The sequence below is a fragment of the Burkholderia sp. USMB20 genome (assembly GCF_000949135.2).
Taxonomy (GTDB): Bacteria; Pseudomonadota; Gammaproteobacteria; order Burkholderiales; family Burkholderiaceae; genus Burkholderia.
On record NZ_JTAN02000021.1, the window covers coordinates 496062 to 520960 of the forward strand.

Consider the following 24899-nt stretch of genomic DNA (forward strand, 5'->3'; position numbering starts at 1 on the left):
GAATCGAGCATGCCACAAGCCGGCGTCTCGCGACGCCAGCGTGCAATCGTCGTGTGTCGTCTTGCGCCGGTGTCAGGCCAGTTCGTCCGGACCCACGCGCACGACGACCTTGCCGAAATTCTTGCCGGCGAGCAAGCCGATCAGCGCATTCGGCGCATCGGCGAGATCGGGGATGACATCCTCGAGCGCCTTCACCTTGCCCTGCGCGAGCCACTCGCTCATCTCCGTCAGGAACTGCGCGTAGCCCGTCGCGTAATGATCGAAAATGATGAAGCCCTGCATCCGGATGCGCTTGCGCAGGATCGTCCCCATCAGCAGCGGCAGGCGATCGGGGCCGGCCGGCAACGCGGTGTCGTTGTAATGGGCGATCAGCCCGCATACCGGCACGCGCGCATGCTCGTTGAGCAGCGGCCACACCGCATCGAACACGGCGCCGCCGACGTTCTCGAAATAGACGTCGATGCCCTTCGGACAGGCTTCCTTCAGCCGGGCGGCGAATTGCGGATCGCGGTGGTCGACGCAATCGTCGAAGCCAAGCGTGCCCTTCACGTACGCGACCTTGTCGGCGCCGCCCGCGACGCCGATCACGCGGCAGCCCTTCAGCTTCGCGATCTGGCCGACCACAGCACCGACCGCCCCGCTCGCGGCGGCGACGACCACGGTTTCGCCGGCCTTCGGCTCGCCGATCTTCAGCAGCCCGGTGTACGCGGTGAACCCCGGCATGCCGAGCACGCCGAGTGCATGCGACGGATGCGCGAAGTCGCGGCCGAGCGGAATGAGACCGCTGCCGTCCGACAGCGAATAGTCCTGCCAGCCACCGCGCGCGACGACCAGGTCGCCTTCGCGATACGCGGGCAGGTTGGACGCCACGACACGGCTGACCGTGCCGCCGACCATCACGTCGCCGAGCTCGACCGGCGGCGCATATGACGGCGCGTCGCTCATCCGGCCGCGCATGTACGGGTCGAGCGACAGCCAGATCGTGCGCAGCAGCACCTGGCCGGCACCGGGCACCGGTACGTCGCCGGTTTCGAGACGAAAGTCGTTCGGGGTGGGCGCGCCGACCGGGCGCGTATTCAGGATGATTCTGCGGTTTGCTGCCTTGCCTTGCGGCATGGGAACCTCCGTCAACAGGAAGGGACGTGCACGGGCACGATCGGATCAACGTTGGACAACCGTGATGCGCGAAGCTGCAGCCTTGCCGGCGAATCAGCCGGCGGCCGGGCCGCCGCCTCGCGGGTAAAACAATGTGACTTCAGCGTAAGTAGACCAGTCGTCTAGCGCTCACGCAAAAAACAAGGCGCGCCTGCGCGCGCCCACATTACGACTGCACTCCGTCCGGCTCGAAGGACGGCAGGTTCAGCATCCGCCGTGTTTCGAGCATCGCGCGTTCGAGCGGTTTGCGGTCGCGGTGAATCTTCTCCAGCAGCGTCGCGCCCAGCCACAGCTCGTAAAGGATCGCGGCCGTATGCGCCGGATCGTCGACGCCGCCCAGCGAACCGTCGGCCAACCCGGCCTCGATCCCGCCCGCGAGCCGCTCGATGATCTGGCCGGTGCCGCGCCGCAGGACCGCGCGCATCGCCTCCGACAAATCGGACACTTCCGCGCCGAGCTTCACCGCGAGGCACTTGCCTTCCGGATCGTCCGCGCACTGCGTGCGCAGCCAGTTGCCCCAGTACGTCATCAGGCGCTGCGCGCCCGTGCCGGCCGGGTGCTTGAGCAGGTTGTCGAGGTGCTCGAGATAGCCTTCGAAATACGATTCGAGCAGCGCCTCGCCGAACGCCTCCTTCGAGCCGAAGTAATGGTAGAACGAGCCCTTCGGGATACCCGCCGCGGCGAGAATCTCGTTCAGACCGACCGCCGAAAACCCCTTGTGGAGCATGATCGGCTTCGCGATATTCAGGATGTGCTGGCGGACTTCCGCGCCTGAAGATGCATTCATGATGGCGTATCTTAACAACGATTAGACCGGTCGTCTAGTAACGTCGAGCCGGCAAGTTGAACGGCACTTTACCCGAATCGCACCGCGTCGCGGACACGTCGTCGCCGCACCGTGGCGCCCACGTCACGCGGGTTTCGGGACGCGCTTCCTCGCGACCGGTTTCGCCGCACGCAGGGTGCCGCCCGCCGGTCGACCCGGCGCCCGGCGCGCGGGGGGGCGTGACGCGCGCTCGGCGCGCAATGCGTCGAGTTCGCCGACGTACGCGGCATTGGCCGCGCGGGCCCCGTCGAGCTGGCCTTCGAGCATGCCGCAGCGGTGTTGCGTGTCGGCCAGTTGCGCCTGCAGTGCCGCGAGATCCTTGCGGTGCTGCGTATCGCGCTGTTCGGCACGAGCCGTGGCCGCGTCGAATTCCTTCTGAACGCGTGCGGCCGCGAGCCGTTCGCGGTCGATCTCCTGAAGCGCTCGCCTCTCCGCTGCACGCAAGCGTTCCTCGGCCCGGCCCGCGTCGTCGCGCAGCCGGTCGAGTTGCGACGTGAAATCGGCGCGCGCCTGCGCCAGCGCGCGATCGGCGTCCGCGTTGTCGGACTTCAGCCGCTCGATTTCCGCTTGCAGCGCGCGGCGCGATGCTTCGTCGGCCGCCCTCGCCTGCTCGAGTTCCTGGATGCGCACCTGGGCCGCCAGCAACGCGCTCGTGCGGTGCTCCAGCGCGGTTTCGGTGCGGGACAGGTCGGCTTGCAATGCCGCGACCTCCGCTTTCGCCGCGGCCCGCTCGGCTTCGACTTCGGCGCGCAGTGCATCGAGCGCTGCGGCGGCATCGGTACTCGAGCGGCGCCACAACGCGGCGACGAGCTCGCCCGCTGCCGCCTGCAGATCGGCCGGCAAATCCGGATGCTCGATGCGCACCCGGCTCTTTTCCCGCAACTCGGCCCAGAACTCGCCGAGCACCGCCGTCGGCGTGCTCATGCTGCCCTTGCGCACGAGCTGGTAAAGGCGGTTCGCGGTGGGCGTGACGCCGAAACGGAAGAACATCAACGCGCAGACCTCGCGATAGAGCTCGCGGGTCTTCGGGAAATCGGCCCTCAGGCGGTCGATTTCGGCGATCAGGCGGGATTCGTCGGCAACGAGGTCGGACATGACGGTTTGAGTCGGTGGTTTCGTTAATAATATAACGTAAACCGTTAAATATCCAATTGTCGCGCCCCTGTTATTTGACATTATTTCTATAATGTTGAGTTTTTATGGGCGAGCGTTGTCATTTCTGAACATGGCTCCCCGCCTCGCTGTTGCTATAGGCGTATTGCGTCCTTTCATCGCTGCGGATGGCAGAAACGAAAGAGGCCCGCATCGCGCGAGCCTCTTGTTGACGATGCCGTGATCGTCGACACACAGACGTCGACCGCAGTCGACATGTCGGCAGACGAATCCGCTCAATATCGACGCGGCGGCTTACGGCACGACGTGCCGCCCCAATCAACCCAGCGGCACCACGCTCCCGAGCAGGATCCGCACGAGCGTCGCCTGGCGCGTCACGCCCGTCTTCGAGAAGATCGCGCGCAGGTGCGTGCGCGCCGTGTTCTTGCTGATCCCCGATTCCTCCGCCGCCTCCTCGAGCGTCAGCCCGTTCGTCAGCAGCAGCGCGAGCGACGTCTCGGCGGGTGTCAGGTCGAACAGCTTGCGGATGATTTCCTGCGCGCCCTGCGGCTTGCGGTCGGGGTCGCGCAGGAACAGCGTGACGGCCGGCCGGCGCTTGTTGTCCTCCGACCAGTCGGACAGCAGCACGGTGCGCACCAGCAGCCCGAGGCGCGGCTTGTCGAAGCCGCGCGTGATCGGCATCGCCTCGACGATCGCCGCGGCCGTGCCGTGGTGCCCCATCACCGCGTGGCGGATCAGCCGCTTGAGCGTGCGATTCTCCTGCGCATCGGTCGCCTCGATCGTGCCGCGCGCAATCGTCAGACCGTTGTTCTGCTTCAGGATCTCGTCGGCGACGCCGTTCATGTCGATGATCGTGCCGTTCTCGTCGAGCGTGATCGTGCCGATCTGCATCCGGTTGATCGCGTTGGCATAGATCGACCGCTCGACCTCGGCCGTGTCGAGCCGCGAATGCAGTTCGACCGCCCGCTTCAGGTGCGGCAGCAGCAGCGCGCAGATCGCCTTGTCGCGCGCGGAGAACTGCTTCGACGCATGATTGCGGCACACGCGGAACCGGCACTCGACGCCCGACGGCGTGCGCAGGTCCGCGCCGAGGATGTAGCGCACGTCCTGCGGCTTCAGGAACTGCTTGTACAGTTCGCTCGACAGCCAGCCCGTATCGCCGAACACGTCGTCGACCGTGACCACGCGATCGGCCGGCAGGCCGACGAACGGGTCGAGCGAATAGTAGTAGTTGTTGTACGACGCCTCGCCGTCCCCCGGCACGACCGGGCCGAACTCCGATGCATGCACGGACAGCGGCGCGCGACGGTCGCTCGCGGCCGCGCGCAGGATCAGCGTCACGTAGCTGGCCTGCAGCAGCCGGCGAACCATCTCGAGCGCGCCGGCCCACGGCGGCGTTTCCATCGGCCCCTGGTAGATGCGCGCCATCAGCTCGCTGAAATCAGCGACGCCGATGTCGGCCTCCTCGCTCGTTGACTGGCTCTCTTGCGGGGCCCATCTCGTCTCCATCAGCACGCTCCATCCTCCATGCAACTTGTGTTCGGTGCGATTCATCCGCGCCGCCATGATTAAGACGTGTCTTAATTCCGGCGTCATCGGGACATTCACTGAATGGTGAGCTTTGGCCATCCGGACGCGCGAACCATCGTCCAATCGGATGATGTGGCGCCCTGCCCGCTGCGCTGGAATGCCCGTCAGGCCGTGCCGGCAAGCATCCGGCGCGGGCTCAGGGAAAACCGCGATGCGGGTTTACCTGATTCAGACCGCATCCGATTCAGACAGGAGTTCCAATGCCGCTCGACCCTCAGGCGCAGGCGCTGCTCGCCGCGCTCGCCCAAGTGCCCGCGATCGATTTCGATCGACTGACCGTGCCCGCGTACCGTGCGAGCCTCGCCGGAGGCAGCGCGTTCGCGCCCGGCGACGCGATTGCCGCCGAAGAGGACTGGCAGATCCCGGCGCCGGGTCGTCAGTTATCCGCACGACTGTATCGGCCCGATGCCGACGGGCCGTTGCCGCTGACGATGTTTTTCCACGGTGGCGGCTTCGTCGCGTGCGGGATCGATTCGCACGCGAACCTGTGCCGCAGTCTTGCCAGGCGGGCGCGCACGCTCGTGCTGTCGGTCGATTACCGGCTCGCGCCCGAAGCGCGCTTCCCGGCAGCCGCGCAGGACGCTTGCGACGCGGTGCGCTGGGCCGCCGCCGGTGCGCGCGATCTCGGCGCGCGCGCCGGGGCGATCGCCGTGGCCGGCGACAGCGCGGGCGGCAACCTGGCCGCGGTCGCCGCGCTGCAGTTGCGCGGCTCGGGCATCGCGATCGCGCACCAGTTGCTGCTGTATCCGGTCGTCGATTGCGCGACCGAGCATCCGTCGTACGAATCGCTCGGCGAAGGCTATTTCCTGACGGCGGACGCGATGCGCTGGTTCAAGCGCCAGTATTTCGACGACGGCGCCGACCGCGCATCGCCGCTCGCGAGCCCGCTCGCCGTGGCGGACCTGTCGGGCGCGGCGCCGGCCACCATCGTCAGCGCGGAATTCGATCCGTTGCGCGACGAGGCCGAAGCGTACGCACTGCGTCTCGCGCAGGCCGGCACGCCGGTCTCGCTCGTGCGCTGGCCGGGCCAGCTGCACGGCTTCGCGAGCATGCTCGGCGCGGTCGACGCGGCCGATCGCGTGCTGACCTTCGGCGCCGACGCGCTGCGCCGCGCCTTCGACGCGACGGAGGCGCAATGACGCTCGCCAGTACGCCGGAAATCGTCGACGAGCTGCGTGCGGGACGGATGGTCCTGCTCGTCGACGAGGAGGACCGCGAAAACGAAGGCGACCTCGTGATCGCGGCCGATCACGTGACGCCCGACGCGATCAACTTCATGGCGCGCTTCGGGCGCGGGCTGATCTGCCTGACGCTGACCGCCGAGCGCTGCGAGCAACTGCGTCTGCCGCCGATGGCCGATCGCAACGGCACGCCGTTCGGTACCGCGTTCACCGTCAGCATCGAGGCGGCCGAAGGCGTGACGACCGGCATTTCGGCAGCCGATCGCGCGCGGACGATCCGCGCGGCGGTGCGCGCGGGCGCGCTTCCCGACGATCTCGTGCAGCCCGGCCACGTGTTTCCGATCGCCGCGCGCCCGGGCGGCGTGCTGGTGCGCGCGGGACACACGGAGGCCGGCTGCGATCTCGCGGCGCTCGCCGGGCTCACGCCCGCGTCGGTGATCTGCGAGGTGATGAACGACGACGGCACGATGGCGCGGCTGCCCGAGCTGCAGACGTTTGCCGCGCATCACGGGCTGAAGATCGGCACGATCGCGGACCTGATCCATTACCGCCGCGAGCACGAATCGCTCGTCGAGCGTGTCGGCGAACGGCCGCTGCATACGCCGTGGGGCCGGTTCCGCGCGATCGAGTATCGCGACACCGTGCACGGTGCGCCGCATCTTGCGCTGGTGCGCGGCGAGCCCGATCCGTCGACACCCGTGCTGACGCGCGTGCATGAATGCCATTCGCTGCTCGACCTGCTCGACGCGGAACCGTCCGCGCATTCGTGGCCGCTGCACGCGGCGCTGCAACGGATCGACGCGGCCGGTTGCGGCGTCGCGGTGCTGCTCGACTGCGACATGCGCGGCGACGCGATGCGAACGCCGGCCGGCCACGCACGCCGCGACGGCCGCGTGACGGGAATCGGCTCGCAGATCCTGCGTGAGCTCGGCGTGCGGCGGCTGAATGTGCTGTCGAGTCCGTTCCGGCTGCCGGCGCTGTCGGGGCACGACCTGGAAATCATGGCGTTCATCCCGCTCGGCGACGACGATCCGGAAAGCGCGCGCTCCGCCGATGCGAGCCCGCTGCGGGCGGCGTGATGCCGGGCTGACGGACTGACGGGCGCGTGCCGCGTCCTGGCACCGCCCCCACGGGTTTCCGCTTGACAGGCTATCGTTTGTTTTTATGAAATACAATCTCGGGTTTGTATTTTGACGATACATACCATAGACTGTATTTTTCGATTACAAACGATCGCCTGTCATTGCGCGGAGAGCCCATGGCATTCCCTGTCCAGACCTTGAGCCAGTTGCGCCCGATCCTCGTCGGCTTCCGGAAGTCGGCGGGGTTCACGCAGGCGCAGCTCGCTGCCCGCCTCGGCGTGACGCAACAGTCGTACGCGCAGCTCGAAGCCAATCCATCCGCGGTCAGTATCGAACGTCTTTTCAAGGTGCTGAACGTGCTCGGCGTTCGCCTGGCGCTCGAGCCGGGCACGCCGGACGGCGCAGCGGCGCCCGCTGGCACCGCGCCGGCGCCCAAGCGCACGCCGGCCGCGCGCGGTCGCTCGCCCGGTTCGCCCGGTTCGTCCGAGCTGCCGGCTCGCCCGCCGGCCGCTGCGAAGGCCCCATCCGCCGCCACGCGGAAACGGGCTGCCGCCGCCACGCCCGGCAAGCCTCGGGGCACCACACGGGAGGACTGGTGACGATGGCCCGCCGCCCCCGCCACGACCGCCTCGACCTGTGGATGAACGGCATCCCGGTCGGCTACTGGGAAGTCCGGCGCGGCGTCGAGCGCCTCGTCTACCTGCCGGCGTGGGTCGACGATCCGCAAGGCCGTCCGCTGTCGCTGTCGCTGCCGTTCACGCCGGGCAACCAGCCGCACCAGGGCGCGATCGTCGCCGACTACTTCGACAACCTGCTCCCGGACAGCCAGCCGATCCGCCGCCGCATCGCGCAGCGCTACCGGCTCGGGTCGACGGCGCCGTTCGAACTGCTCGCGTCGATCGGCCGCGATTGCGTCGGGGCGCTGCAGTTGTTGCCTCCGGACGAAGCACCGGTCGACCTCGAATCGATCGACGGCACCGCGCTCGACGATGCGGCCGTGGCCGACGTGCTGCGCCACGCGACCGCCGCGCCGCTGCCCGGCCACGCGGAGCCGGACGGCGAGCTGCGCCTGTCGATCGCCGGCGCGCAGGAAAAAACCGCGTTATTGCGCGACGGCAATCGCTGGCTGCTGCCGGCGGGCAGCACGCCGACCACACATATCTTCAAGCTGCCGCTGGGGCGCGTCGGGAACATGCAGGCCGACATGCGCACGTCGGTCGAGAACGAATGGCTGTGTTCGAAGATCGTCGCCGCGTACGGCCTGCCGGTCGCCGCGTGCGACATCGGCCGGTTCGACGACCAGAAGGCGCTGATCGTCGAGCGTTTCGACCGCCGTCCGTCCCGCGACGGCACCTGGATCCTGCGGCTGCCGCAGGAGGACATGTGCCAGGCGACCGGCACGCCGTCGGGCGCCAAATACGAATCCGACGGCGGCCCCGGCATCGCGACGATCATGGGCATCCTCGCGAATTCCGCCGAGGCCGCGCGGGACCGGACGAACTTCTTCGTCACGCAGCTCGTGTTCTGGGTGCTCGCGGCCATCGACGGCCACGCGAAGAATTTCAGCATCGCGCACCTGCCCGGCAACACGTATCGCAGCACGCCGCTGTACGACGTGCTGTCCGCGCATCCGATCATCGGCACGCGCCGCAACCAGCTGCCGCCGCGGCGCGCCCGGCTCGCGATGGCCGTGTGCGGGAAGAATCGCCATTACGTGATCGGCGACATCCAGCCGCGTCACTGGATCGCGCAAGGCGCGCGTGTCGGTCTGACCGAAGACGTCGTACGCGCGGCCATGGCCGATGTGGCGGCACGCACCGAACCGGTAATCGCCGGCGTCGCGTCGCGCATTCCGGCGGATTTCCCGTCAGACGTGGCCGATGCGATCTTCGACGGGATGCGCCGCCAGGCGCGCAAGCTGGGCGCGGCCGACTAGGCGGTGCGGGCGGTGGGCGGTGGGCGGTGGGCGGTGGGCGGCGGATCATCCACGTGGACGATGCGATCCGGCGTCGGCTCCGCACAATGGTCGCCATCCCCATTCCGACGCACGCCCGACATGGAACCTGCCGCCCTCGATACTGCGTTCAGCCCGCTGCAGATCGGCCCGCTGACGCTGCGCAACCGCCTGATCAAATCCGCGACCAACGAAGGGATGACGCCGAACGGCGTGCCGTCGCGTGCGCTCGTCGGGTTTCATGAACGCATCGCCGCGGGCGGCGCCGCGCTGACGACGGTCGCGTACTGCGCGGTCAGCGACGACGGCCGCACGTTCGTCGACCAGGCGCGACTCGATGCGCCCGCGGTCCGGCAATTCCGCGCGCTGACCGACGCGGTGCATCGCCACGGCGCGGCGGCGTCCGCGCAGATCACCCACGGCGGCTGCTTCACGTTCCTGCCTTCGCTGTCGACGAAACGTCCGTTGAGTGCGTCGGGCGGGTTCAACAAGGTCGGCGTGATGAGCGGCCGCTTCCTGAAGCAGGCGATGACGCGCGACCAGATGACCGTCATCGCCGACGAATTCGCACGCGCGGCGCGCCACGCGCGCGACGCGGGCTTCGACGCGGTCGAGATCCATATGGGTCACGGTTATCTGCTGAGCCAGTTCCTGTCGCCGCTGTACAACCGCCGCCGCGACGCATACGGCGGCGATGCGGCGCGTCGCGCGACGTTCCCCGTCGAGGTGCTGCGCCGCGTGCTCGATGCGGTCGGCCGCGATCTCGCCGTGGTCTGCAAGATCGGCGTGACCGAAGGCGTGCGTGGCGGCGGAACGCCCGACGACGCATCCGAGATCGCACGGCGGCTCGAGGCCGAGGGCGCGCACTTGCTGGTGCTGAGCGGCGGGATGAACGTCGAGTCGGTGTGGCAGCTGTTCGGCAGCCCGCTGCCCGGCGAGGCGCGCGCGAACGCCGACAACGCGATCGTGCGCACCGCGATGGCGCTGCAGAAGCTCACCGAGCCGAAGATGGGCGCGTTTCGGGAGATGTATTTCCTCGAGCATTCGCGGCAGGTGCGAGCGGCCGTCCGGATGCCGCTCGCCTATCTCGGCGGCGTGCGCTCGCGCGAGAACGTCGCGCTGGCGATGCGCGAAGGATTCGACGCGGTGGCGCTCGCCCGCGCGCTCGTGTTCGAGCCGGGTTTCGTGAACGAACTGCGCGACGGCCGCATCGCGCAATCGGGCTGCACGTCATGCAATCGCTGCGTCGTGTCGATGTACACGCCGGGCGGTACCGCATGCGCGCTCAAGGCGCCGAACGATCCGGCGCCGAACCGTGTGCCGGCCGCGGGCGTGTGACGTTACGCGGTCGCTGATTCCGCAGTCGCACTCGCGGCCGTGGCCACTACGCGACCACGCCCTCTGTCGCTCACCCGGCGTCGCGGGCGCGGGCCAGCGCCGCGAGGTTCCCTTCCCCGAATCCGTGGTGCCCCTGCCGCTGCACGATCTCGAAGAAGATCTCGCCGGGCCGGCGCTTGACGAAGGTCTGGAAGAACAGGCGCGGCACGCCGTCGCTGCCGATTTCGCCGTCGACCAGCACCGCGCGGCGGCGCAGCGCGTCGAGATCGACGCCGTGCCCCGGCAGCCGCGCATCGACTTCGTCGTAATAGCGCGCCGGCGGTTCGATGAATTCGACGCCGTTCGCGCGCAGCGCATCGACGCTCGCCAGGATGTCGTCGGTCGCCAGCGCAACGTGCTGGACGCCTTCGCCCGGATGGTCCGGCAAATACGCGTGCATCAGCTCGGTGCGGCGCGTGCCTTCCTCGTAGACCGGAATCCGCACCGCGCCGCACGGCGACACCATCACGCGCGACTCTTCCGACACATGCCAGTGCGCGTCGATTTCATGGATTTCGCGGAAGTGCAGCAGGTCGTGATAGAAGTCGAGCCACTCGCGCATGCGCCCCGCGCCGACCGTCTGCGTGAAATGGTCGACCTGCTGCAGGCCCGTGCCCGCGCAATCGAGATCGGTATGCGCGGTCGCGATGTCGATCGGACGGAAATCGATGTCGAAGATCGAGATGTCGCCGACGCCGCCGCGCTGGCCGTCCCGCCCGCGCCAGCGGTCGACGAAATAAAGGTGCGAATCGCCGATCCCCTGGATCGCCGGAATCTTCAGCTCGCCGACCCCGATCCGCTCGCCCTCGAACGCCCACGCGCCGAGCTCGATCGCACGCTCGAACGCGCGCCGCGCGCTGGCCACGCGCAGCCCGATCGCGCACACGCCCATCCCGTATTCCTCTGCATAGCGCGCAGCGAACGAATCGGGCTCGGCGTTGATCAGGAACTGCATCTGCCCTTGCCGGTACAGCGTGACGTTCTTGCTGACATGGCGCGCGATCGCCTTGAATCCGAGCTGCTCGAAGCGTTGCGCGAGCGCGTCCGGCACCGGCGCCGCGAACTCGACGAATTCGAGTCCGGCCATCCCGAGCGGATTGGCGGCCGGATCGGCAACGGGCGGCGTATCGCTGGACAGGGGGTGGGAATTGCCGGGCATTACAGTCTCCGGGGGTATGCGGTCGATGGGGATGACGCCCGGCGCGTGCGGCATGCCCGGCCGATGGGGTGGCCGGGTGTCCGCCCGATTCGGGCAAGGTTTTGATGGTCCCGATTTTAACCAGATCGTTCACGCCGGCACACCCTGGCCGAACGGGATACGAATGCCTCGCCTAGTGCAAACCCGGGATTCGTTCGATAATCGCACATAAAAGAGCGATAATCGCGCAACTTGTCCGATCGGCCAATTGCCGTCGCGCGGCGCGCGCCCTATTCTCCGTCCACCCATCGACTTCAATGCAGCATCGGACGCGGCGCCGCCACGATTCCACGATGCGCCATGCCAGGAGACTTCGCCATGACCCCAACCTTCGACACCCTCGACGCCGCCGCCGGCGCCCGCGCGCGCAGCCAGGCCCGCAAGGCCGCGATCGGCAGCTTCGTCGGTGCCGTCGTCGACTGGTACGACTTCCTGCTGTACGGGATCGTCGCCGCACTCGTCTTCAATTCCGAATTCTTTCCGAAGGTCAGCCCGACCATGGGCACGCTCGCGGCGTTCGCGACCTTCGGCGTCGGCTTCCTGTTCCGGCCGCTCGGCGGCGTCGTGTTCGGCCATTACGGCGACCGGCTCGGCCGCAAGCGGATGCTCGTACTGACCGTGATGCTGATGGGGCTGTCGACCGTCGCGATCGGCCTGCTGCCGAGCTTCGCGACGATCGGCTGGTGGGCGCCCGTGCTGCTGGTGCTGATGCGTGCGATCCAGGGCTTCGCGGTCGGTGGCGAATGGGGCGGCGCGGCGCTGATGGCCGTCGAGAGCGCACCGAAGCAGAAAAAGGCGTTCTACAGCAGCGGCGTGCAGGTCGGCTATGGCGTCGGGCTCGTGCTGGCCACGGGGATCGTGTCGATCCTGAGCCATACGCTCGGCGAGGCCGCGTTCAAGTCGTGGGGCTGGCGCCTGCCGTTCGTGTTCAGCATCGTGCTGGTGCTGATCGGGCTGTGGGTCCGCAAGAGCATGGACGAGTCGCAGGAATTCGTCGAAAAGGTCGAGCACGGCAATCGCAAGCTGCGCCTGCCGGTGCTGGAGGCGCTGACGCGCCATCCGAAGGCGTTCCTGCTGATCGTCGCGCTGCGGCTCGCCGAACTGTTCACGATGTATATCGTCACCGCGTTCGCGCTCAGCTATTCGACGTCGAACCTCGGCATGTCGCGCGACCTGTTCCTGAACATCGGCCTGCTGGTCGGCGCGGTCAGCTGCTTGACGATCCCGTGCTTCGCATGGCTGGCGGACCGCTTCGGCCTGCGCCGCATCTACCTGATCGGCGCGCTGATCGGCCTCGCGTCGGCGGTGCCGTTCTTCGTCGCGCTGGAATCGCGCTCGATCGCGTGGATCGTGGTCTTCTCGATCCTACTGGCCAATGCCGCGCACGACATGATCGTGAGCGTCCAGCAGCCGCTCTTCACCGAGTTGTTCGGTGCGGAATACCGCTACAGCGGCGCGGGCGTCGGTTATCAGTTCGCGAGCGTCGTCGGCGGCGGGTTCACGCCGTTCATCGCGGTGGCGCTGGTCAGCCTGGCCGGCGGTTCGTGGCACCTGGTCGCCGGCTATCTCGCAGTGGGTTGCCTGATCTCGCTGGTGGTCGCCGCGCGGATGCGGTCGGCGTAGTGAGGACGCGCCCATGACCGGTGAGCGACGCCGGTCACGGGCGAACGAGGCGCGGCAATCGTTCGTAAAGGCGCTCGACGAGGAGCCGGGCGTTCTCACCAAAATGCAATGCACGGTGGCAATTCGGACAAACAGCCACCGTGTTCGACACGAGGTCGGGGCCCCGTTCCGCCAGCTTGCGGACGTGGTGTACTTCCAAGTAAGGCAATCCGTCCGCCCCCTTGAACGGGGCCGGTTCGCCACAGCATTCGCAGGTCCCGTTCGCTTGCGTCAGCACCCAGGCCTTCACCAACGGATCGCGGCGGATTTGAGTCACGGTCGAGCTAGTCGTCCCGGGGTTCGGATTGCCCGGCGGCGGCGCGAGCGGCGTTTTTTTCAGCGCGTCGCGCACGTCGAGTTCGAATTTCACGGTCGGGGCAGCCGACCGCTTCTCCCATTCGTTGATGAACTGCTCGATCAGCACGCCGTTCGCCCCGACGTTTTTAGCGGGTTTGAGTCCGGACAGCCACTCTCGGCCCATCAACGCCAGCACATACGAAATGTTCTGCATCCGGTACTCGAACGCCTTCGCGGTGCGATTGAATCGACCAGCCAACCCGTCGTAGACCGCCTTCTTGACGTATGGCTGCCTCCCGCGCTCACTCTCGAGCATTTTGAGATATTCCTCTACCGACGCTCGAAGTTCATCGCGCGTCCAAGGCCGCCCGTCAGCATTCTCCGGAGCCTCTTCAGCAAATGGGGATTGAGGGGATGATGTCGACATGGATGGAATCATTCGAAAATCCGGCCTCGATTTTACGAGATAAGGATCCGTCCCAATCCGGGCATTCGCGGCTGCCCCCCTTTTTGTCCTTACACTGCGATCGATCCGCGTCCGTGTCGGCCGCCCTCGCCCAACGTCAAACACGGTCAATCCCGCGCGCAGAAGCCCTTTTTCCCCTCTGAACATTCCACGTCACCCGCCGACCAATGGCATCATATGGGCCTACGTCAGTCACAGATACGCCCCCATATCATGTCGAATCTCATCGTCCACGGCGGCACTCCGCTGCGCGGGGACATCAAGCCGTCCGCGAACAAGAACGCCGTCCTGCCGATCCTGTGCGCCACCCTGTTGACCGATCAGCCGCTGCGCCTCGTCGGCGTACCGGACATCACCGACGTACGCAAGATCCTCGACATCTTCCGCACGCTCGGCAGCGACGTGTCGGTCGACTTCACGACCGGCATTCTCGAACTCCACCATCGCAACACGACGTTCGACCCGGCCGTTCACCGCCTGCCCGAGGCGATGCGCTCGTCGATCATGCTGATTCCGCCGCTGCTCGCGCGCTTCGGCGTCGCGCGCCTCGAGAACGACGTGAAGGGTTGCACGCTCGGCGTGCGTGAAATCGATCCGCACGTCGAAGTGTTCGAGCGCTTCGGCGCGCACATCCAGCGCACGCCCGATTCGCTGATCGTCCGTGCCGACGGCCCGCTGACGGCCAACGATCACTGGCTCGACTACGCATCGGTGACGACCACCGAAAACTTCGCGCTGTGCGCGACGGCCGCGGGCGGCACCTCCACGCTGATGAATGCGGCGTCCGAGCCCCACGTGCAGGAGTTCTGCCAGTTCCTCGCGATGATCGGCGTCGCGATCGAAGGCATTGGCACGTCGCGCCTGTGCGTGACGGGCGGCGGCAAGCTCGGCGGCGGCGAATTCCGCTTCGCCGAGGATTTCCACGAAATCGCGACGTTCCTCGCACTGGGCGCGATCACCGGCGGCGACATCACGGTGCGCAACTCGTCGCCGGAGCATTTCCCGCTGATCGACCGCACGTTCGCGAAGTTCGGCGTGACCGTCACGCACCGCGACGGCTGGTCCCGTGCGGAACGCGACGGCCCGCTGCGCGTACGCCGGCCGTTCACGCAGAACATCCTGACCAAGGTCGAAGCCGCGCCGTGGCCGTACCTGCCGGTCGACCTGCTGCCGATCTTCATCGCGCTCGGCGTGCGTGCGGAAGGCAGCGCGATGTTCTGGAACAAGGTCTACGACGGCGCGCTCGGCTGGTCCGGCGAACTGTCGAAATTCGGCGCGCATGTGCTGCTGTCCGATCCGCACCGGCTGATCACGTTCGGCGGCCTGCAGCTGACGCCGGCGCGCGTCGAGAGCCCGTACATCATCCGTGTCGCGATCGCGCTGCTGATGGTGGCCGCGAGCATCGAAGGCCGCTCGGAAATCATGAACGCGCTGCCGATCCGCCGCGCGCATCCGCATTTCGTCGAAAACCTGCGTTCGGTCGGCGCGAACGTCGAGTGGACGAGCAGCGAGTAACGTCGACCCGGATGCGGCGCGTGTAACGTTCGCGCCGCATCCTCAGGCAAACGGATTTCGCAACTCCGGACCGCCCTCCACGCTCAAGCCGTCGTGCATGTCCTCGGTGTACAGGTATTCGCAACCCTCGATCGACGCAGCTGCCACGATGCACGCGTCGTAGAAGGACAAGCGATGCCGCTCCGCCAGCCTTCGAGCGAGGTCGTGCGTATCGACCGTGATCGGCACGACATGGCACAAACTCCTGATCGGTTCCAGAAACTGCCCCACCTCGCGCCAGGGCATCCGCAATTTGCGGCTGCACACGCTGGCGACTTCGTTCAATACCTGAACGCTGATGGTCGGCCGTCGAAGGAATAGCGCCTCCGCACGATTTGCCCTGGTTTCGTCCTCGGACAACAGATAAAGCACGACATTGCTGTCGACGAACGATTTCGCCGACTCAATCCCGCTCATTCGCGTCATCCCGGCTGAACTTGAAGTCGGCGGGCAGCTTGCCCCTGAAACGCCTCAATCGCTGCAGAAGCTCGTCCGGCCTCGGCTTGCGACGCACGGCGAAAACGCGCGGACTGTCGACGACGATTTCGATATCGTCCCCCTCGCGAAGCTCCAGTGCGTCGACCACACTGGCCGGAAGGCGGACCGCCAGGCTATTGCCCCACTTTGCAACCTGCATACGAACCTCCGTGGATATACAAGATAAATTGTATATCTGCGATGCGAGGCCGCACAGCTGGCCGAACGGACAGCGCCGGCTCGCATTGTCCGCCGCGCCGCGCGATAATCGCCCACTCCCGCACGAACACCGCGCACGACGCGTCCCCGACCATGAAAAAGCCCGACCTCGACCGACGCGACTGGATAGCCGGCCTCGAAAAGGGCCTGATGATCCTCGAGGCATTCGACAGCCAGCACGCGCGAATGACGCCGACCCAGGCCGCCGCCCGCACCGGCCTCACGCGCACGGCCGCGCGGCGCTACCTGCTGACGCTCGAATCGCTCGGCTACGTGTACACCGACGGCAAGCTGTACGGCCTCACGCCGCGCGTGCTGCGGGTCGGCTGGTCGTACTTCGATTCGGCGCGCCTGCCGCGCACGGTCCAGCCCTATCTGCAGCAACTGAGCGCGTCGCTGAACGAATCGGCGTACGTGAGCGTGCTCGACGGCTGGGAACTCGTGTTCATCGCCCGCAACGGCGTGTCGCGCGTGATGACGACCGGCTTCGTGCTCGGCGCGCGCGTGCCCGCCCCGCTGACGTCGCCGGGCGTCGTGCTGCTCGCGCATCATCCCGATCGCGAGGCCGTCCGCACGTGGCTCGACGACACCGAACTCGCGCCGTTCACGCCGCACACGATCACCAACAAGGCGCGCCTGCTCGAACAGGTCGACCACGCGCGCGACGCGGGCTTCGCGGTGATCGAGCAGCAATTGCAGGTCGGCGTGCGCGGCATCGCGGTGCCGCTGAAGAACCGTCACGGCGAAGTCGTCGCCGCGCTGAGCACGAACATGCCGATCGGCACGGAGACGACCGACGCGGCCGTGCGACGCGTGCTGCCGCATCTGCAGGAAACCGCGCTCGCGATGCTCAACGTGCTTTAGGGATTCACGCGAGCCGCACGCACGTCATCCCGCGCACGACATCCGTCACGCCCGTCACCCGATCCGCCACCACCGCGGCAACAGATCGCGCACCTCCCGCCGCCGATAACGATCGTCGATCAGATGCACGACGCCCTCGTCGTGTTCGGTGCGGATCACGCGCCCGGCCGCCTGCACGACCTTCTGCAGGCCCGGGTACAGATACATGTAGTCGTACCCGTTGCCGAAGCGCGCCTCCATCGCGCGCCGCATCTGTTCGTTGACATCGTTGACCTGCGGCAGCCCGAGCGTCGCGATGAACGCGCCGATCAGCCGCTCGCCGACGAGATCCACGCCTTCCGAGAACGCACCGCCCAGCACCGCGAAGCCGACTCCGCGCCCGCCCGCGTCGAATCGCGCGAGAAACGCGTCGCGCTCGCTTTCGGCCATGCCGGGCGCCTGGGCCCACACGGGCACGTCCGGATGACGCGTCTGCATCAGCGCGACGACGCGCCCGAGATAGTCGAAGCTGCTGAGGAAACCGAGGTAGTTGCCGGGCCGTGCCGCATACTGCGCGGCGATCAGGTCCACGATCGGTTCGAGCGAACGATCGCGGTCGCGCCAGCGCGTCGATACGTGGCTCGCGACGCGCACGGTCAGCTGCTCGGCGCGGAACGGCCCGTCGACGTCGAGCCAGCCGGTGTCGGCCGGCAACCCGAGCGTGTCGCGATAGAAATGAAACGGGCTCAACGTGCCGGAAAACAGCACGGTCGCGCGCGCGGCGTCGTAACGCGGCGCGAGAAAGCCGGCCGGAATCACGTTGCGCACGCACAGCGTCGACTGGATGCGGCGCCGGCGCCCGGCCGGTGCGACGCCGTCGAGCCCGGACTGGCGCGGCAGCGGCTCGCCGTGCAGCGTCGCGTCGAAGATCGACGCGCCGTCGAACGCATCGGCGAGCACGCCGAACTGGATCGCCTCGAAATGAAAGCGCAGCAGCGCGTCGCCGTTCGCGCGCGGCGCATCGGCCAGGTGTTCGCCGATTGCCGCGACGAGGTTCTGCACGGCCGACACGATCGGCCCCGGAATCTCGGGGTATGCCGCATAGCGCTCGGCCTGTGCGCGATTGAGCGTGCCCCACGCGCGCGCGAGCCGGTCGAACGCCTTGCGCAGTGCCGCGGGCGCCGCCTCGCGCGCGGCCGCGAACGCGAACGGGTCGAGCGATGCGCTGTACATCTTGCGGGCGCGATCGAGCAGGTTGTGCGCCTCGTCGACGAGCACGCCGACGCGCCACTGGTTCTGCTGCGCGAGCGTATGCAGCATCGCGCTGCCGTCGTAGTAGTAGTTGTAGTCGCCGATCACCATGTCCGACCAGCGCGCCAGCTCCTGCGCGAGATAGTACGGACAGACGTCGTGCGCGAGCGCCGCCTCGCGCACGGTATCGCGATCGAGCAGCCCCGCGCCGATCGCCGCGTCGCGCGCCGCCGGCAGCCGGTCGTAGAAGCCTTGCGCAAGCGGGCACGATTCGCCGTGACACGCGCGGTCGGGATGCTCGCACGCCTTGTCGCGCGCGACGAGCTCCAGCACGCGCAGCGGCAGCGCCGGCGTGCCGGCGCCGAGCGTGGTCGCCGCTTCCAGCGCGAGCGCGCGGCCAGGCGTCTTCGCGGTCAGGAAGAACACGTGATCGAGCTCGCCCTCGCCGCACGCCTTCAGCAGCGGAAACACCGTGCCGAGCGTCTTGCCGATACCGGTCGGCGCCTGCGCCATCAGGCAGCGCTCATCGCGCGCCGCCCGATAGACGGACACGGCCAGCTCGCGCTGGCCGCTGCGGAACCGGCCGTGCGGAAACGTCAGCGCACGCAGCGCCGCATCGCGGGCCGAGCGGTGCGCGGTCTCGCGCTCGGCCCAGCCGACGAAGCACGCGCACTGCTCGGCGAAGAACGCGGCGAGCGCGCTTGCGCCGAGCGTCTCGGTCAGCACGGTCTCGCGCTCCGACACGATGTCGAAATACACGAGCGCGACGTCGATTTCCGCGAGGCCGCGTGCGTCGCACATCAGGTGAGCATAGACCTTCGCCTGCGCCCAGTGCAGCGCGCGATGGTTGGCCGGCATCGCGTCGAGGCTGCCGCGGTAGATCTTGATCTCCTCGAGCCGGTTCGCGACCGGGTCGTAGCCGTCCGCGCGCCCGCGCACGGTGAGCGTGCCCCACGTGCCGGTCAGCGCGATCTCGGTTTCGTAGCGCGCACCGCGCTTCGACGTGACGGCGCCGTGGCCGGCAATGCCTTCGAGCGCGGTCGGCGCGGGCGTGAAGCGCAGGTCGAGATCGCCGCGCCGCGCGGTGAATTCGCACATCGCCCGCACCGCGACGACGTAGCTCATGCGGACAATCCCGCCGCTTCGGCCTGCTCGACACCGGCTCCGGCCCATTCGACATTGACGACACGCACCGGCATGCCGTGCGCGAGGCAGTACGCGAGCCAGCGCGTCTGGTTGTCCTGCAGCCGGTCGCCGGGGCCCTTCACCTCGATCAATTCATAGCGCCGCTCGCCGGGCCAGAAACGGACGAGATCGGGCAGCCCCGAGCGGTTGCCGCGGATATCCGCGAGCAGGCGCGTGAACCACAGCCGCAGGTGCTCGGGCGGCAGGCAGGCCAGCGCCTCGTCGAGCAGTTCTCCGGTCAGCACGCCCCAGAACACGAACGGCGATTGCAGCCCCGTCTTCGTCGCGAAGTGCCGGCGGATCGTGTCGCGGTACGCGCCCGAGTCGAGTTGCGCGAAACAGGCGGCGAACGCATCCGTGCGGCGCACGGCGAAATCGGGCGCGTGCAGGTCGGCCGGGCCGCGCTGGAACGGGTGAAAGAACGCGCCTGGCACGGCCGCGAACACGGGCTCCCAGCACAGCAGGCCGAACAGCGAATTGATCAGCGTGTTCTCGACGTAGTGAACCGGCGCATCGGGCTGCGCAAGATGGTCGCGCACCACGTATTCGACGCTGACGAACGCTTCAGGGCGCATCAGCACGAGCGTCTCGCGCGGCACGTCGGGCGTGCTGCCCGCGCGTTCGACCCGCTGCCCGAGACGGCGCTGCAGGCGCGGCAGCATCCGCTCGACGCGCTGGCGCTCCTCGTCGCTTTCGAAGCCGCCGCGCGCATCGAGCGCGAGCGCGAGCGCATCGGTGTCGCGGCCGCAGCGTTCGAGTACGCGAATGCGCCGGTGCCGGCTGCCCGGCCACGCGCTGCGCGCATACGCGTCGAGCGCGGCAGCCCAGTCGGCTCGGCGCTCGCAGGTCTGCCCGAGCGTGAACAGCAGTTTCGCGCGGCGCGTCGCGAGCCACGGCTGCGCGCAGCCGACCGCGTCGATCGCCTGCAGCAGATCGTCGAACGGCTGGTCGTCGGGCCATGCGTCGAGTGCTTCTCGGCAGGTCTGCAGCGCGAGATACGCGTCGACGTCGTCGCGCTGCTGGAACGCGCGCGACGACGGCGCGAACGGCACGCTTTCGTACTGGAACACGCCGAGATCGGCGAGCACGAATTCGCTCCAGTCCTGATGAAGATTGCCGAAGAACATCAGCCGCAGGCGGTCGCACAGCGCGCCGACCGTCACGCGCAGCACGCGATCGCCGGCCTGCGCGCACCATGCGTCGAGCGGTTGCGCCCCGTCGTGCGCGGGCCGCAGCCGCTCGAGCCACTCGGGCTTGCGCTCGCCCGCGTGCGCGGCGAGCGACGGGAACACCTTCAGCAGGTCGGCCTTGGTCGACAGCACGAACAACTCGTCGAGCGTGAGCGCGGGTGCCGGATCGACCCAGCCGAGCTCGACGAGCGGCGCGGCCGCGTCGAGCGTGCTGCCGATTTCGTCGTACGCGAGCTTGCTCGCGCGGAAGTCGGTGCCGCTGCGCATCAGCATCCGCACGAGCAACGCACGCGACGCTTTCGGCAGTTGCGCGAAATGCGCGAGAAACGCATGTTCGCTCGCATCGAGCAGGTCGTCGTAACGCTCGCCGAGCCAGGCCAGCGCGCGTTCGAAATTGGTCAGGTAGTAAAACGCCGGGGGCGTCGGCGATGCAGGCGTCACGGGGATCGATCACTGTACGTTTGTACAGGTCGGAATCATATCAAATGTGACGAAAAATGCCGCATGCCGCGCACCACGACGCGGCCGCCCGGCCGTCGCCGATCGCGGTCAGAACTGGTAATTCACCGACATGTCGAACACGCCATTCGTCGACTGCTGCGTGATCGGGCTGCGCCGCGCGCGGCCGACGAGCTGTTCGATCGCGCCGTCCATCGTCACGAACCAGTGCTTGTTGACGAACCACACCATCGTCACGCCCGCGCCGAACGACTTCATCCCCGCGCCAGACGAATAGGCCGGCAGCCCCGAGCGCGCGGACGCCCCCGCGGGCACGCCGAACCAGCTGTTCATGTAGCGCGAATCGGCAAACGACACGGTCGGCCCGGCGAACCAGAAGAAGTGTTCGTTGCTGCCCGGCATCGGCATGTACGCGGAGAAATCGCCGACCCAGCCGTTCGAGCCGCCGATGCTGCGCCGCACATCCGCGCGCAGCACGAGCGGAAAATCCTTCGAGATCACGTAGTCGGCCGCGAGCTTCATCACCGGCGCCGCGTTGATGTTGTCGAGCCCGTTCAGGTGGTCGAGATCGTCGGCCGAGCGGCGCCCGAGGTCATAGCCGACCGACAGGCTCACGCGCCAGTTGGGCCCGCGCAACACGTTCGCGCCGAGCCCGTCGCCCGTCGACAGGAAGAACAGGTCGCGATAGCGCACGTCGAGATTCGGGCCGCCCATCACGCGATAGCGATCGGAACCCGCGTAGCGCGGCTGCAGCGTCATCGCCGCGCCGACGCTGACCTGCCACGTGGGGACGGTCGGACTGAACAGTTTCTGCAGCGGGACGCCCGCCGAGTATTGCCATTCGCCGAGCGGCGACGGCGTCTGGGCCGACGCGTCGCGGGCACCGGCCGCCGCGAGCGCGGCGAAGGCCGACAGGCCGGACACGAACCGGCGGGTGCCGGGCGACAACAACGGGCGGGCAACGGTCATCAAGGCGGTCTCCGTCGGCTGCACGAAACGAACCTGAGGGAAAGCGCGTCGCAGCCTGGCCGGCTGCAACGGCGAGCAGCCGACGGCGCGAACGTAGCGTGCGCTGAATTGTGAACATCCTACGCTGGCGCACGCGAAGCCGCAAAGCGCCCGTTGAACGCGGGCACTTTGCCGCATTCCGGCATGAATCGGCGCAGGGTTGCGGAATCAGAAACGCTCGACGTGATAGTCGCCGGCGAGCGCGGCCGGGCTGCGCTTCGCCATCATGCGCGAGAAGCCGTCCGCGAGACGCCCGAGCGCGAGCTGCTTCTGGCTCGCGTCCCAGTGCGTGTAGGTGTCGTAGGCGGTGTCGTCGAACGACACGGTGACGGCGACCGGGCGCCCGCTCGCGCGAAAGCCGATATGCAGCACGCCGCCCGGCAACTCCTCGATGTGGTAACGCAACGAACGCGACTCGAAATAGCGGCCCAGCACCTGGGCGATCGCGCGCTTGTCGGGCGATTGCACGTGAATGTCCATGATGGTCCTCCTTTCTGTGATCGCGCGGCCGGCCGTGGTTCGCTGCCCTCGCCCGGCATCCGCATCGGCGGCGGCTGCGACGGCGGATCGCCGTGCGGCAGGCCCGGGGGCACGGGCGGATCGAACGGATCGTCGTGCTCGGGCCGAGCCGGATCGGGATCGACGTCGGGCGTCGGCTCCGGACGGTGCAGCATGGATCGTGTACTCATGTCGCTCCTGCGCGGCGGCTCGCGCGTGTCGATGGGTGCGGCGAGCGCGCGCAAGCGGCGTGCCTGCCCGGGTGCGCACCGGTCATGCATCGTAGGCCGCCATCACCAGCCACAGCGTGCGCCCTTCGGCGGCGAGGCGCGCCGCGAGTGCGAATCGATCGGACGGCGCGCATCGCGCGGCGAGCGCCCGCCGTGCGCTTTCCGGCCCCGCGTAGACGGTAGGGTTCAGCTCGCGAACCTCGTCCTTCCCGTCGAACATGCGCCGCTCGGGCCGATGGAGCCGCGATTCGCGCTTCCATGTGTCGAAACGCTCGCGCACCTGACTGAAATCGCCGCCGCACACGTTCGCGTCGTAACGTATTCTTTCCCTGGGTTCATTCATCACGATGTCCTCTCGTCCACGCCGGCGGCGGGCCGGCCACGTCTCAGCCCGCCCGGCCGGCTCGACGGCTGCAAGCGTCATGCCGCCCGCGCTGCGCGGGTACGGTGCTTGCACCCCTCGTACCCATAAGGAGGTTCGATCATGACCGCATCCGCCCCCGGTAGCCGAGACGCCGTGTCACCGGCTGCCAGCCCGCTCTCCCTGGCCACGTCGCGCAAGCCGTCTGACGACAAGACGGAAGAGCGCATCGACGAAGGGCTCGAGGAGACGTTCCCGGCCAGCGATCCGCCCGCCGTCGGCGGTGCGACCCGCATCGACCCCGCCAGGCCGTCCGGCGAACGCGAACGTCGCGCGCCCGACGCCCCGCAACCGCCCCGCGATCACGGCTGACGGCGGCACCCGGCCCGCGATGCGCGGCAACGTAGCGTCGCCCGGCCGGCCCAACCGGAGTGAAGTGATGAAACGCATCGAACGTGCATGGCACGAAGTCAGCGGCGCCGCAGGCGTCGCGGCGCTCGCCGCGATCGAGAGTGCGCTGGTCCTCGCAATCGTCGTGATGACGGGCGTCGGCCACTGAGCGTCGCTCGCGGCCCGGCCGCGGCTGCCGCCGTGGAAGATGTACAAGCCGGCTGGCAAATTTCTCCGTGGCCCGGCCGCGCAGGCCCGGCCTGTGCCGATTGAACGCGGCACGCGTTCTGCTTCCATGTCGTCTCGTTCACGAAGGAGGCGTTCATGTATCGCGTCAATGAAATCATGTCGCGCGACGTGGTCTGCGTCGCGCCGACCGACACGATTCGCCATGCGGCCGAATTGATGCAGCGCTTCGACATCGGCGTGCTGCCGGTCTGCGATGACACCGGGCTCGTCGCGATCGTGACGGACCGCGACCTCGCAGTGCGAGCGCTGTCGCACGGGCATTCGTCCGACACCCCGGTGAAGGTGGTCGCGTCCGCGCCGGTGCAGTGGTGCGTGGAAGACGACGGCGTCGGCGACGTCCAGCAGCGGATGGCCGACGTGCAGTTGCACCGGATGCCGGTGCTCGACGCCAATCACCAGATCGTCGGCATCGTGTCGCTGGGCGACATCGCGACACGCGCGGGCGGCCCGGCACGCGACGAGCTGGCGAACACGCTCGAGGACGTGTCCCTGCCGCGCCGCCGCTGACCGCGGCCCTCACCCGTGCGGCCCGCGCGCCGTGTGCGCCGCGCCGCTTCGACCAGGAGAACAGCGATGACAACGGACAGACCGTCGCGCACGCAGGCGCGCATCGTCGGCGACCGCGGCCGTTCGGCCGGCGGGCCGGGGCCGGACGTGATGGCCGCCGGCACGCTGGAAGACGATCGCGTGCTGACGATGGACGGCGACGACATCGGCAAGATTACGAACATCATGCTCGATATCCGCTCGGGCCGGATCGCGTATGCGGTCGTGTCGTCGGGCGGGTTGCTCGGGATCGGCGACAAGCTGCTCGCGGTGCCGTGGAACGTGCTGACGCTCGACGCCGGGCGCCGCTGCTTCGTGCTGCCCGTTTCGACCGAGCGCGTGCGCGACGCGCCCGGCTTCGAGAAAGACCGCTGGCCGACGATGGCCGATCCCGCCTGGGCCGAGGGGCTGCACGCGTACTACGGCGCATCGCCGTACTGGCTGATCGAGGAAGGCGAAACGGTACTCGATGCGCCGCCCTTCGAGGCGTCGCCGGACGGCCCGGAAAGCGACACGCGGCCGCACTGACGGACGCGCC

General features: G+C 68.1%; 24 protein-coding genes. 11 read left to right on the forward strand and 13 right to left on the reverse strand.

Translation table 11 applies throughout. The annotated features are described in order from the left end of the window. Positions 1-72 precede the first annotated feature (72 nt). The 4 genes from PL79_RS32515 to PL79_RS32530 all read right to left on the reverse strand — a co-directional run bounded on the left by PL79_RS32515 (position 73) and on the right by PL79_RS32530 (position 4603). The gene (locus tag PL79_RS32515) at positions 73-1116 is read right to left on the reverse strand and encodes an NADP-dependent oxidoreductase (RefSeq protein WP_044843117.1); all 1044 of its coding nucleotides are present in this window, start codon (positions 1114-1116) and stop codon (positions 73-75) included. A 205-nt stretch (positions 1117-1321) separates the two neighbouring features. Beyond that, positions 1322-1942 carry a TetR/AcrR family transcriptional regulator gene (locus PL79_RS32520; protein ID WP_044843116.1) on the reverse strand — a complete coding sequence of 207 codons (621 nt, stop codon included), beginning with the start codon at positions 1940-1942 and terminating at the stop codon, positions 1322-1324. A gap of 123 nt (positions 1943-2065) precedes the next feature. After that, positions 2066-3076, reverse strand: a complete 1011-nt coding sequence (locus tag PL79_RS32525; protein WP_044843115.1) for a DNA-binding protein — start codon at positions 3074-3076, stop codon at positions 2066-2068. Between the two features lie 336 nt (positions 3077-3412). Next, positions 3413-4603 (reverse strand): helix-turn-helix transcriptional regulator, encoded by a 1191-nt coding sequence (locus tag PL79_RS32530; protein WP_044843154.1) that lies wholly within the window; start codon positions 4601-4603, stop codon positions 3413-3415. 281 nt (positions 4604-4884) lie between these two features. On the opposite strand from PL79_RS32530, the gene PL79_RS32535 reads away from it, so the two are divergent. The 5 genes from PL79_RS32535 (at position 4885) to PL79_RS32555 (ending at position 10239) form a co-directional block, all read left to right on the forward strand. Next, entirely contained in the window at positions 4885-5823 is a 939-nt protein-coding gene (locus PL79_RS32535; protein WP_044843114.1) for an alpha/beta hydrolase, read from the forward strand. After that, positions 5820-6944, forward strand: a complete 1125-nt coding sequence (gene ribBA, locus PL79_RS32540) for a bifunctional 3,4-dihydroxy-2-butanone-4-phosphate synthase/GTP cyclohydrolase II (RefSeq protein WP_044843113.1) — start codon at positions 5820-5822, stop codon at positions 6942-6944. Before PL79_RS32535 ends, ribBA begins: the two co-directional genes overlap by 4 nt. 179 nt (positions 6945-7123) lie before the next feature. Further along, complete coding sequence (locus tag PL79_RS32545; protein ID WP_044843112.1) at positions 7124-7546, forward strand: helix-turn-helix domain-containing protein; 423 nt, start codon at positions 7124-7126, stop codon at positions 7544-7546. 2 nt (positions 7547-7548) lie between these two features. Next, entirely contained in the window at positions 7549-8883 is a 1335-nt protein-coding gene (locus PL79_RS32550) for a type II toxin-antitoxin system HipA family toxin (RefSeq protein ID WP_044843111.1), read from the forward strand. Between the two features lie 120 nt (positions 8884-9003). Beyond that, entirely contained in the window at positions 9004-10239 is a 1236-nt protein-coding gene (locus PL79_RS32555; RefSeq protein ID WP_044843110.1) for an NADH:flavin oxidoreductase, read from the forward strand. A 70-nt stretch (positions 10240-10309) separates the two neighbouring features. Here the strand turns inward: PL79_RS32555 and PL79_RS32560 are convergent, their stop codons facing one another. Then, positions 10310-11437, reverse strand: coding sequence for a 4-hydroxyphenylpyruvate dioxygenase family protein (locus PL79_RS32560; protein ID WP_044843109.1), 1128 nt, complete (start codon positions 11435-11437; stop codon positions 10310-10312). A gap of 357 nt (positions 11438-11794) precedes the next feature. Here PL79_RS32560 and shiA point away from each other — a divergent pair, with 357 nt between their 5' ends. After that, positions 11795-13099, forward strand: coding sequence for a shikimate transporter (gene shiA / locus PL79_RS32570; protein ID WP_044843108.1), 1305 nt, complete (start codon positions 11795-11797; stop codon positions 13097-13099). Positions 13100-13133: 34 nt separating this feature from the next. On the opposite strand, the gene PL79_RS37085 is transcribed toward shiA, so the two are convergent. Then, entirely contained in the window at positions 13134-13874 is a 741-nt protein-coding gene (locus PL79_RS37085) for an HNH endonuclease (RefSeq protein ID WP_321810838.1), read from the reverse strand. A gap of 240 nt (positions 13875-14114) precedes the next feature. On the opposite strand from PL79_RS37085, the gene PL79_RS32580 reads away from it, so the two are divergent. Beyond that, complete coding sequence (locus PL79_RS32580; RefSeq protein WP_044843107.1) at positions 14115-15416, forward strand: UDP-N-acetylglucosamine 1-carboxyvinyltransferase; 1302 nt, start codon at positions 14115-14117, stop codon at positions 15414-15416. A 42-nt stretch (positions 15417-15458) separates the two neighbouring features. Here PL79_RS32580 and PL79_RS32585 read toward each other — a convergent pair whose 3' ends face one another. After that, positions 15459-15872, reverse strand: a complete 414-nt coding sequence (locus PL79_RS32585; protein ID WP_044843106.1) for a PIN domain-containing protein — start codon at positions 15870-15872, stop codon at positions 15459-15461. Beyond that, positions 15859-16092 carry an AbrB/MazE/SpoVT family DNA-binding domain-containing protein gene (locus tag PL79_RS32590; RefSeq protein ID WP_044843105.1) on the reverse strand — a complete coding sequence of 78 codons (234 nt, stop codon included), beginning with the start codon at positions 16090-16092 and terminating at the stop codon, positions 15859-15861. Before PL79_RS32590 ends, PL79_RS32585 begins: the two co-directional genes overlap by 14 nt. 152 nt (positions 16093-16244) lie before the next feature. On the opposite strand from PL79_RS32590, the gene PL79_RS32595 reads away from it, so the two are divergent. Continuing rightward, positions 16245-17015: an IclR family transcriptional regulator domain-containing protein gene (locus PL79_RS32595; protein ID WP_044843104.1), complete on the forward strand. Its 771-nt coding sequence runs from the start codon at positions 16245-16247 to the stop codon at positions 17013-17015. A gap of 54 nt (positions 17016-17069) precedes the next feature. Here PL79_RS32595 and PL79_RS32600 read toward each other — a convergent pair whose 3' ends face one another. From PL79_RS32600 to PL79_RS32620, 5 genes are all read right to left on the reverse strand, one after another. Continuing rightward, positions 17070-19370: an ATP-dependent DNA helicase gene (locus PL79_RS32600; protein WP_044843103.1), complete on the reverse strand. Its 2301-nt coding sequence runs from the start codon at positions 19368-19370 to the stop codon at positions 17070-17072. Further along, positions 19367-21061 carry a VRR-NUC domain-containing protein gene (locus PL79_RS32605; protein WP_044843102.1) on the reverse strand — a complete coding sequence of 565 codons (1695 nt, stop codon included), beginning with the start codon at positions 21059-21061 and terminating at the stop codon, positions 19367-19369. The genes PL79_RS32600 and PL79_RS32605 overlap by 4 nt, the downstream gene beginning before the upstream one ends. A 108-nt stretch (positions 21062-21169) precedes the next feature. Further along, positions 21170-22048: a MipA/OmpV family protein gene (locus tag PL79_RS32610; RefSeq protein WP_044843101.1), complete on the reverse strand. Its 879-nt coding sequence runs from the start codon at positions 22046-22048 to the stop codon at positions 21170-21172. A 207-nt stretch (positions 22049-22255) separates the two neighbouring features. After that, positions 22256-22567 carry a hypothetical protein gene (locus tag PL79_RS32615; protein WP_044843100.1) on the reverse strand — a complete coding sequence of 104 codons (312 nt, stop codon included), beginning with the start codon at positions 22565-22567 and terminating at the stop codon, positions 22256-22258. 291 nt (positions 22568-22858) lie between these two features. Then, the gene (locus PL79_RS32620; RefSeq protein WP_044843099.1) at positions 22859-23158 is read right to left on the reverse strand and encodes a hypothetical protein; all 300 of its coding nucleotides are present in this window, start codon (positions 23156-23158) and stop codon (positions 22859-22861) included. 141 nt (positions 23159-23299) lie between these two features. Here PL79_RS32620 and PL79_RS32625 point away from each other — a divergent pair, with 141 nt between their 5' ends. The 3 genes from PL79_RS32625 to PL79_RS32635 all read left to right on the forward strand — a co-directional run bounded on the left by PL79_RS32625 (position 23300) and on the right by PL79_RS32635 (position 24889). Then, on the forward strand, positions 23300-23548 hold the full coding sequence (locus PL79_RS32625; RefSeq protein WP_044843098.1) for a hypothetical protein: 249 nt from the start codon (positions 23300-23302) through the stop codon (positions 23546-23548). Positions 23549-23890: 342 nt separating this feature from the next. After that, positions 23891-24322 carry a CBS domain-containing protein gene (locus tag PL79_RS32630; RefSeq protein ID WP_044843097.1) on the forward strand — a complete coding sequence of 144 codons (432 nt, stop codon included), beginning with the start codon at positions 23891-23893 and terminating at the stop codon, positions 24320-24322. A 66-nt stretch (positions 24323-24388) separates the two neighbouring features. Then, positions 24389-24889: a PRC-barrel domain-containing protein gene (locus PL79_RS32635; protein WP_044843096.1), complete on the forward strand. Its 501-nt coding sequence runs from the start codon at positions 24389-24391 to the stop codon at positions 24887-24889. The last annotated feature ends 10 nt before the right edge of the window (positions 24890-24899 follow it).

Coding starts and splice junctions, on each gene's coding strand:
- PL79_RS32515 (WP_044843117.1), bottom strand. CDS start 1,116: ATGCCGCAAGGCAAGGCAGCAAACCGCAGAATCATCCTGAATACGCGC.
- PL79_RS32520 (WP_044843116.1), bottom strand. CDS start 1,942: ATGAATGCATCTTCAGGCGCGGAAGTCCGCCAGCACATCCTGAATATC.
- PL79_RS32525 (WP_044843115.1), bottom strand. CDS start 3,076: ATGTCCGACCTCGTTGCCGACGAATCCCGCCTGATCGCCGAAATCGAC.
- PL79_RS32530 (WP_044843154.1), bottom strand. CDS start 4,603: ATGGAGACGAGATGGGCCCCGCAAGAGAGCCAGTCAACGAGCGAGGAG.
- PL79_RS32535 (WP_044843114.1), top strand. CDS start 4,885: ATGCCGCTCGACCCTCAGGCGCAGGCGCTGCTCGCCGCGCTCGCCCAA.
- ribBA (WP_044843113.1), top strand. CDS start 5,820: ATGACGCTCGCCAGTACGCCGGAAATCGTCGACGAGCTGCGTGCGGGA.
- PL79_RS32545 (WP_044843112.1), top strand. CDS start 7,124: ATGGCATTCCCTGTCCAGACCTTGAGCCAGTTGCGCCCGATCCTCGTC.
- PL79_RS32550 (WP_044843111.1), top strand. CDS start 7,549: ATGGCCCGCCGCCCCCGCCACGACCGCCTCGACCTGTGGATGAACGGC.
- PL79_RS32555 (WP_044843110.1), top strand. CDS start 9,004: ATGGAACCTGCCGCCCTCGATACTGCGTTCAGCCCGCTGCAGATCGGC.
- PL79_RS32560 (WP_044843109.1), bottom strand. CDS start 11,437: ATGCCCGGCAATTCCCACCCCCTGTCCAGCGATACGCCGCCCGTTGCC.
- shiA (WP_044843108.1), top strand. CDS start 11,795: ATGACCCCAACCTTCGACACCCTCGACGCCGCCGCCGGCGCCCGCGCG.
- PL79_RS37085 (WP_321810838.1), bottom strand. CDS start 13,874: ATGATTCCATCCATGTCGACATCATCCCCTCAATCCCCATTTGCTGAA.
- PL79_RS32580 (WP_044843107.1), top strand. CDS start 14,115: ATGTCGAATCTCATCGTCCACGGCGGCACTCCGCTGCGCGGGGACATC.
- PL79_RS32585 (WP_044843106.1), bottom strand. CDS start 15,872: ATGAGCGGGATTGAGTCGGCGAAATCGTTCGTCGACAGCAATGTCGTG.
- PL79_RS32590 (WP_044843105.1), bottom strand. CDS start 16,092: ATGCAGGTTGCAAAGTGGGGCAATAGCCTGGCGGTCCGCCTTCCGGCC.
- PL79_RS32595 (WP_044843104.1), top strand. CDS start 16,245: ATGAAAAAGCCCGACCTCGACCGACGCGACTGGATAGCCGGCCTCGAA.
- PL79_RS32600 (WP_044843103.1), bottom strand. CDS start 19,370: ATGAGCTACGTCGTCGCGGTGCGGGCGATGTGCGAATTCACCGCGCGG.
- PL79_RS32610 (WP_044843101.1), bottom strand. CDS start 22,048: ATGACCGTTGCCCGCCCGTTGTTGTCGCCCGGCACCCGCCGGTTCGTG.
- PL79_RS32615 (WP_044843100.1), bottom strand. CDS start 22,567: ATGGACATTCACGTGCAATCGCCCGACAAGCGCGCGATCGCCCAGGTG.
- PL79_RS32620 (WP_044843099.1), bottom strand. CDS start 23,158: ATGAATGAACCCAGGGAAAGAATACGTTACGACGCGAACGTGTGCGGC.
- PL79_RS32625 (WP_044843098.1), top strand. CDS start 23,300: ATGACCGCATCCGCCCCCGGTAGCCGAGACGCCGTGTCACCGGCTGCC.
- PL79_RS32630 (WP_044843097.1), top strand. CDS start 23,891: ATGTATCGCGTCAATGAAATCATGTCGCGCGACGTGGTCTGCGTCGCG.
- PL79_RS32635 (WP_044843096.1), top strand. CDS start 24,389: ATGACAACGGACAGACCGTCGCGCACGCAGGCGCGCATCGTCGGCGAC.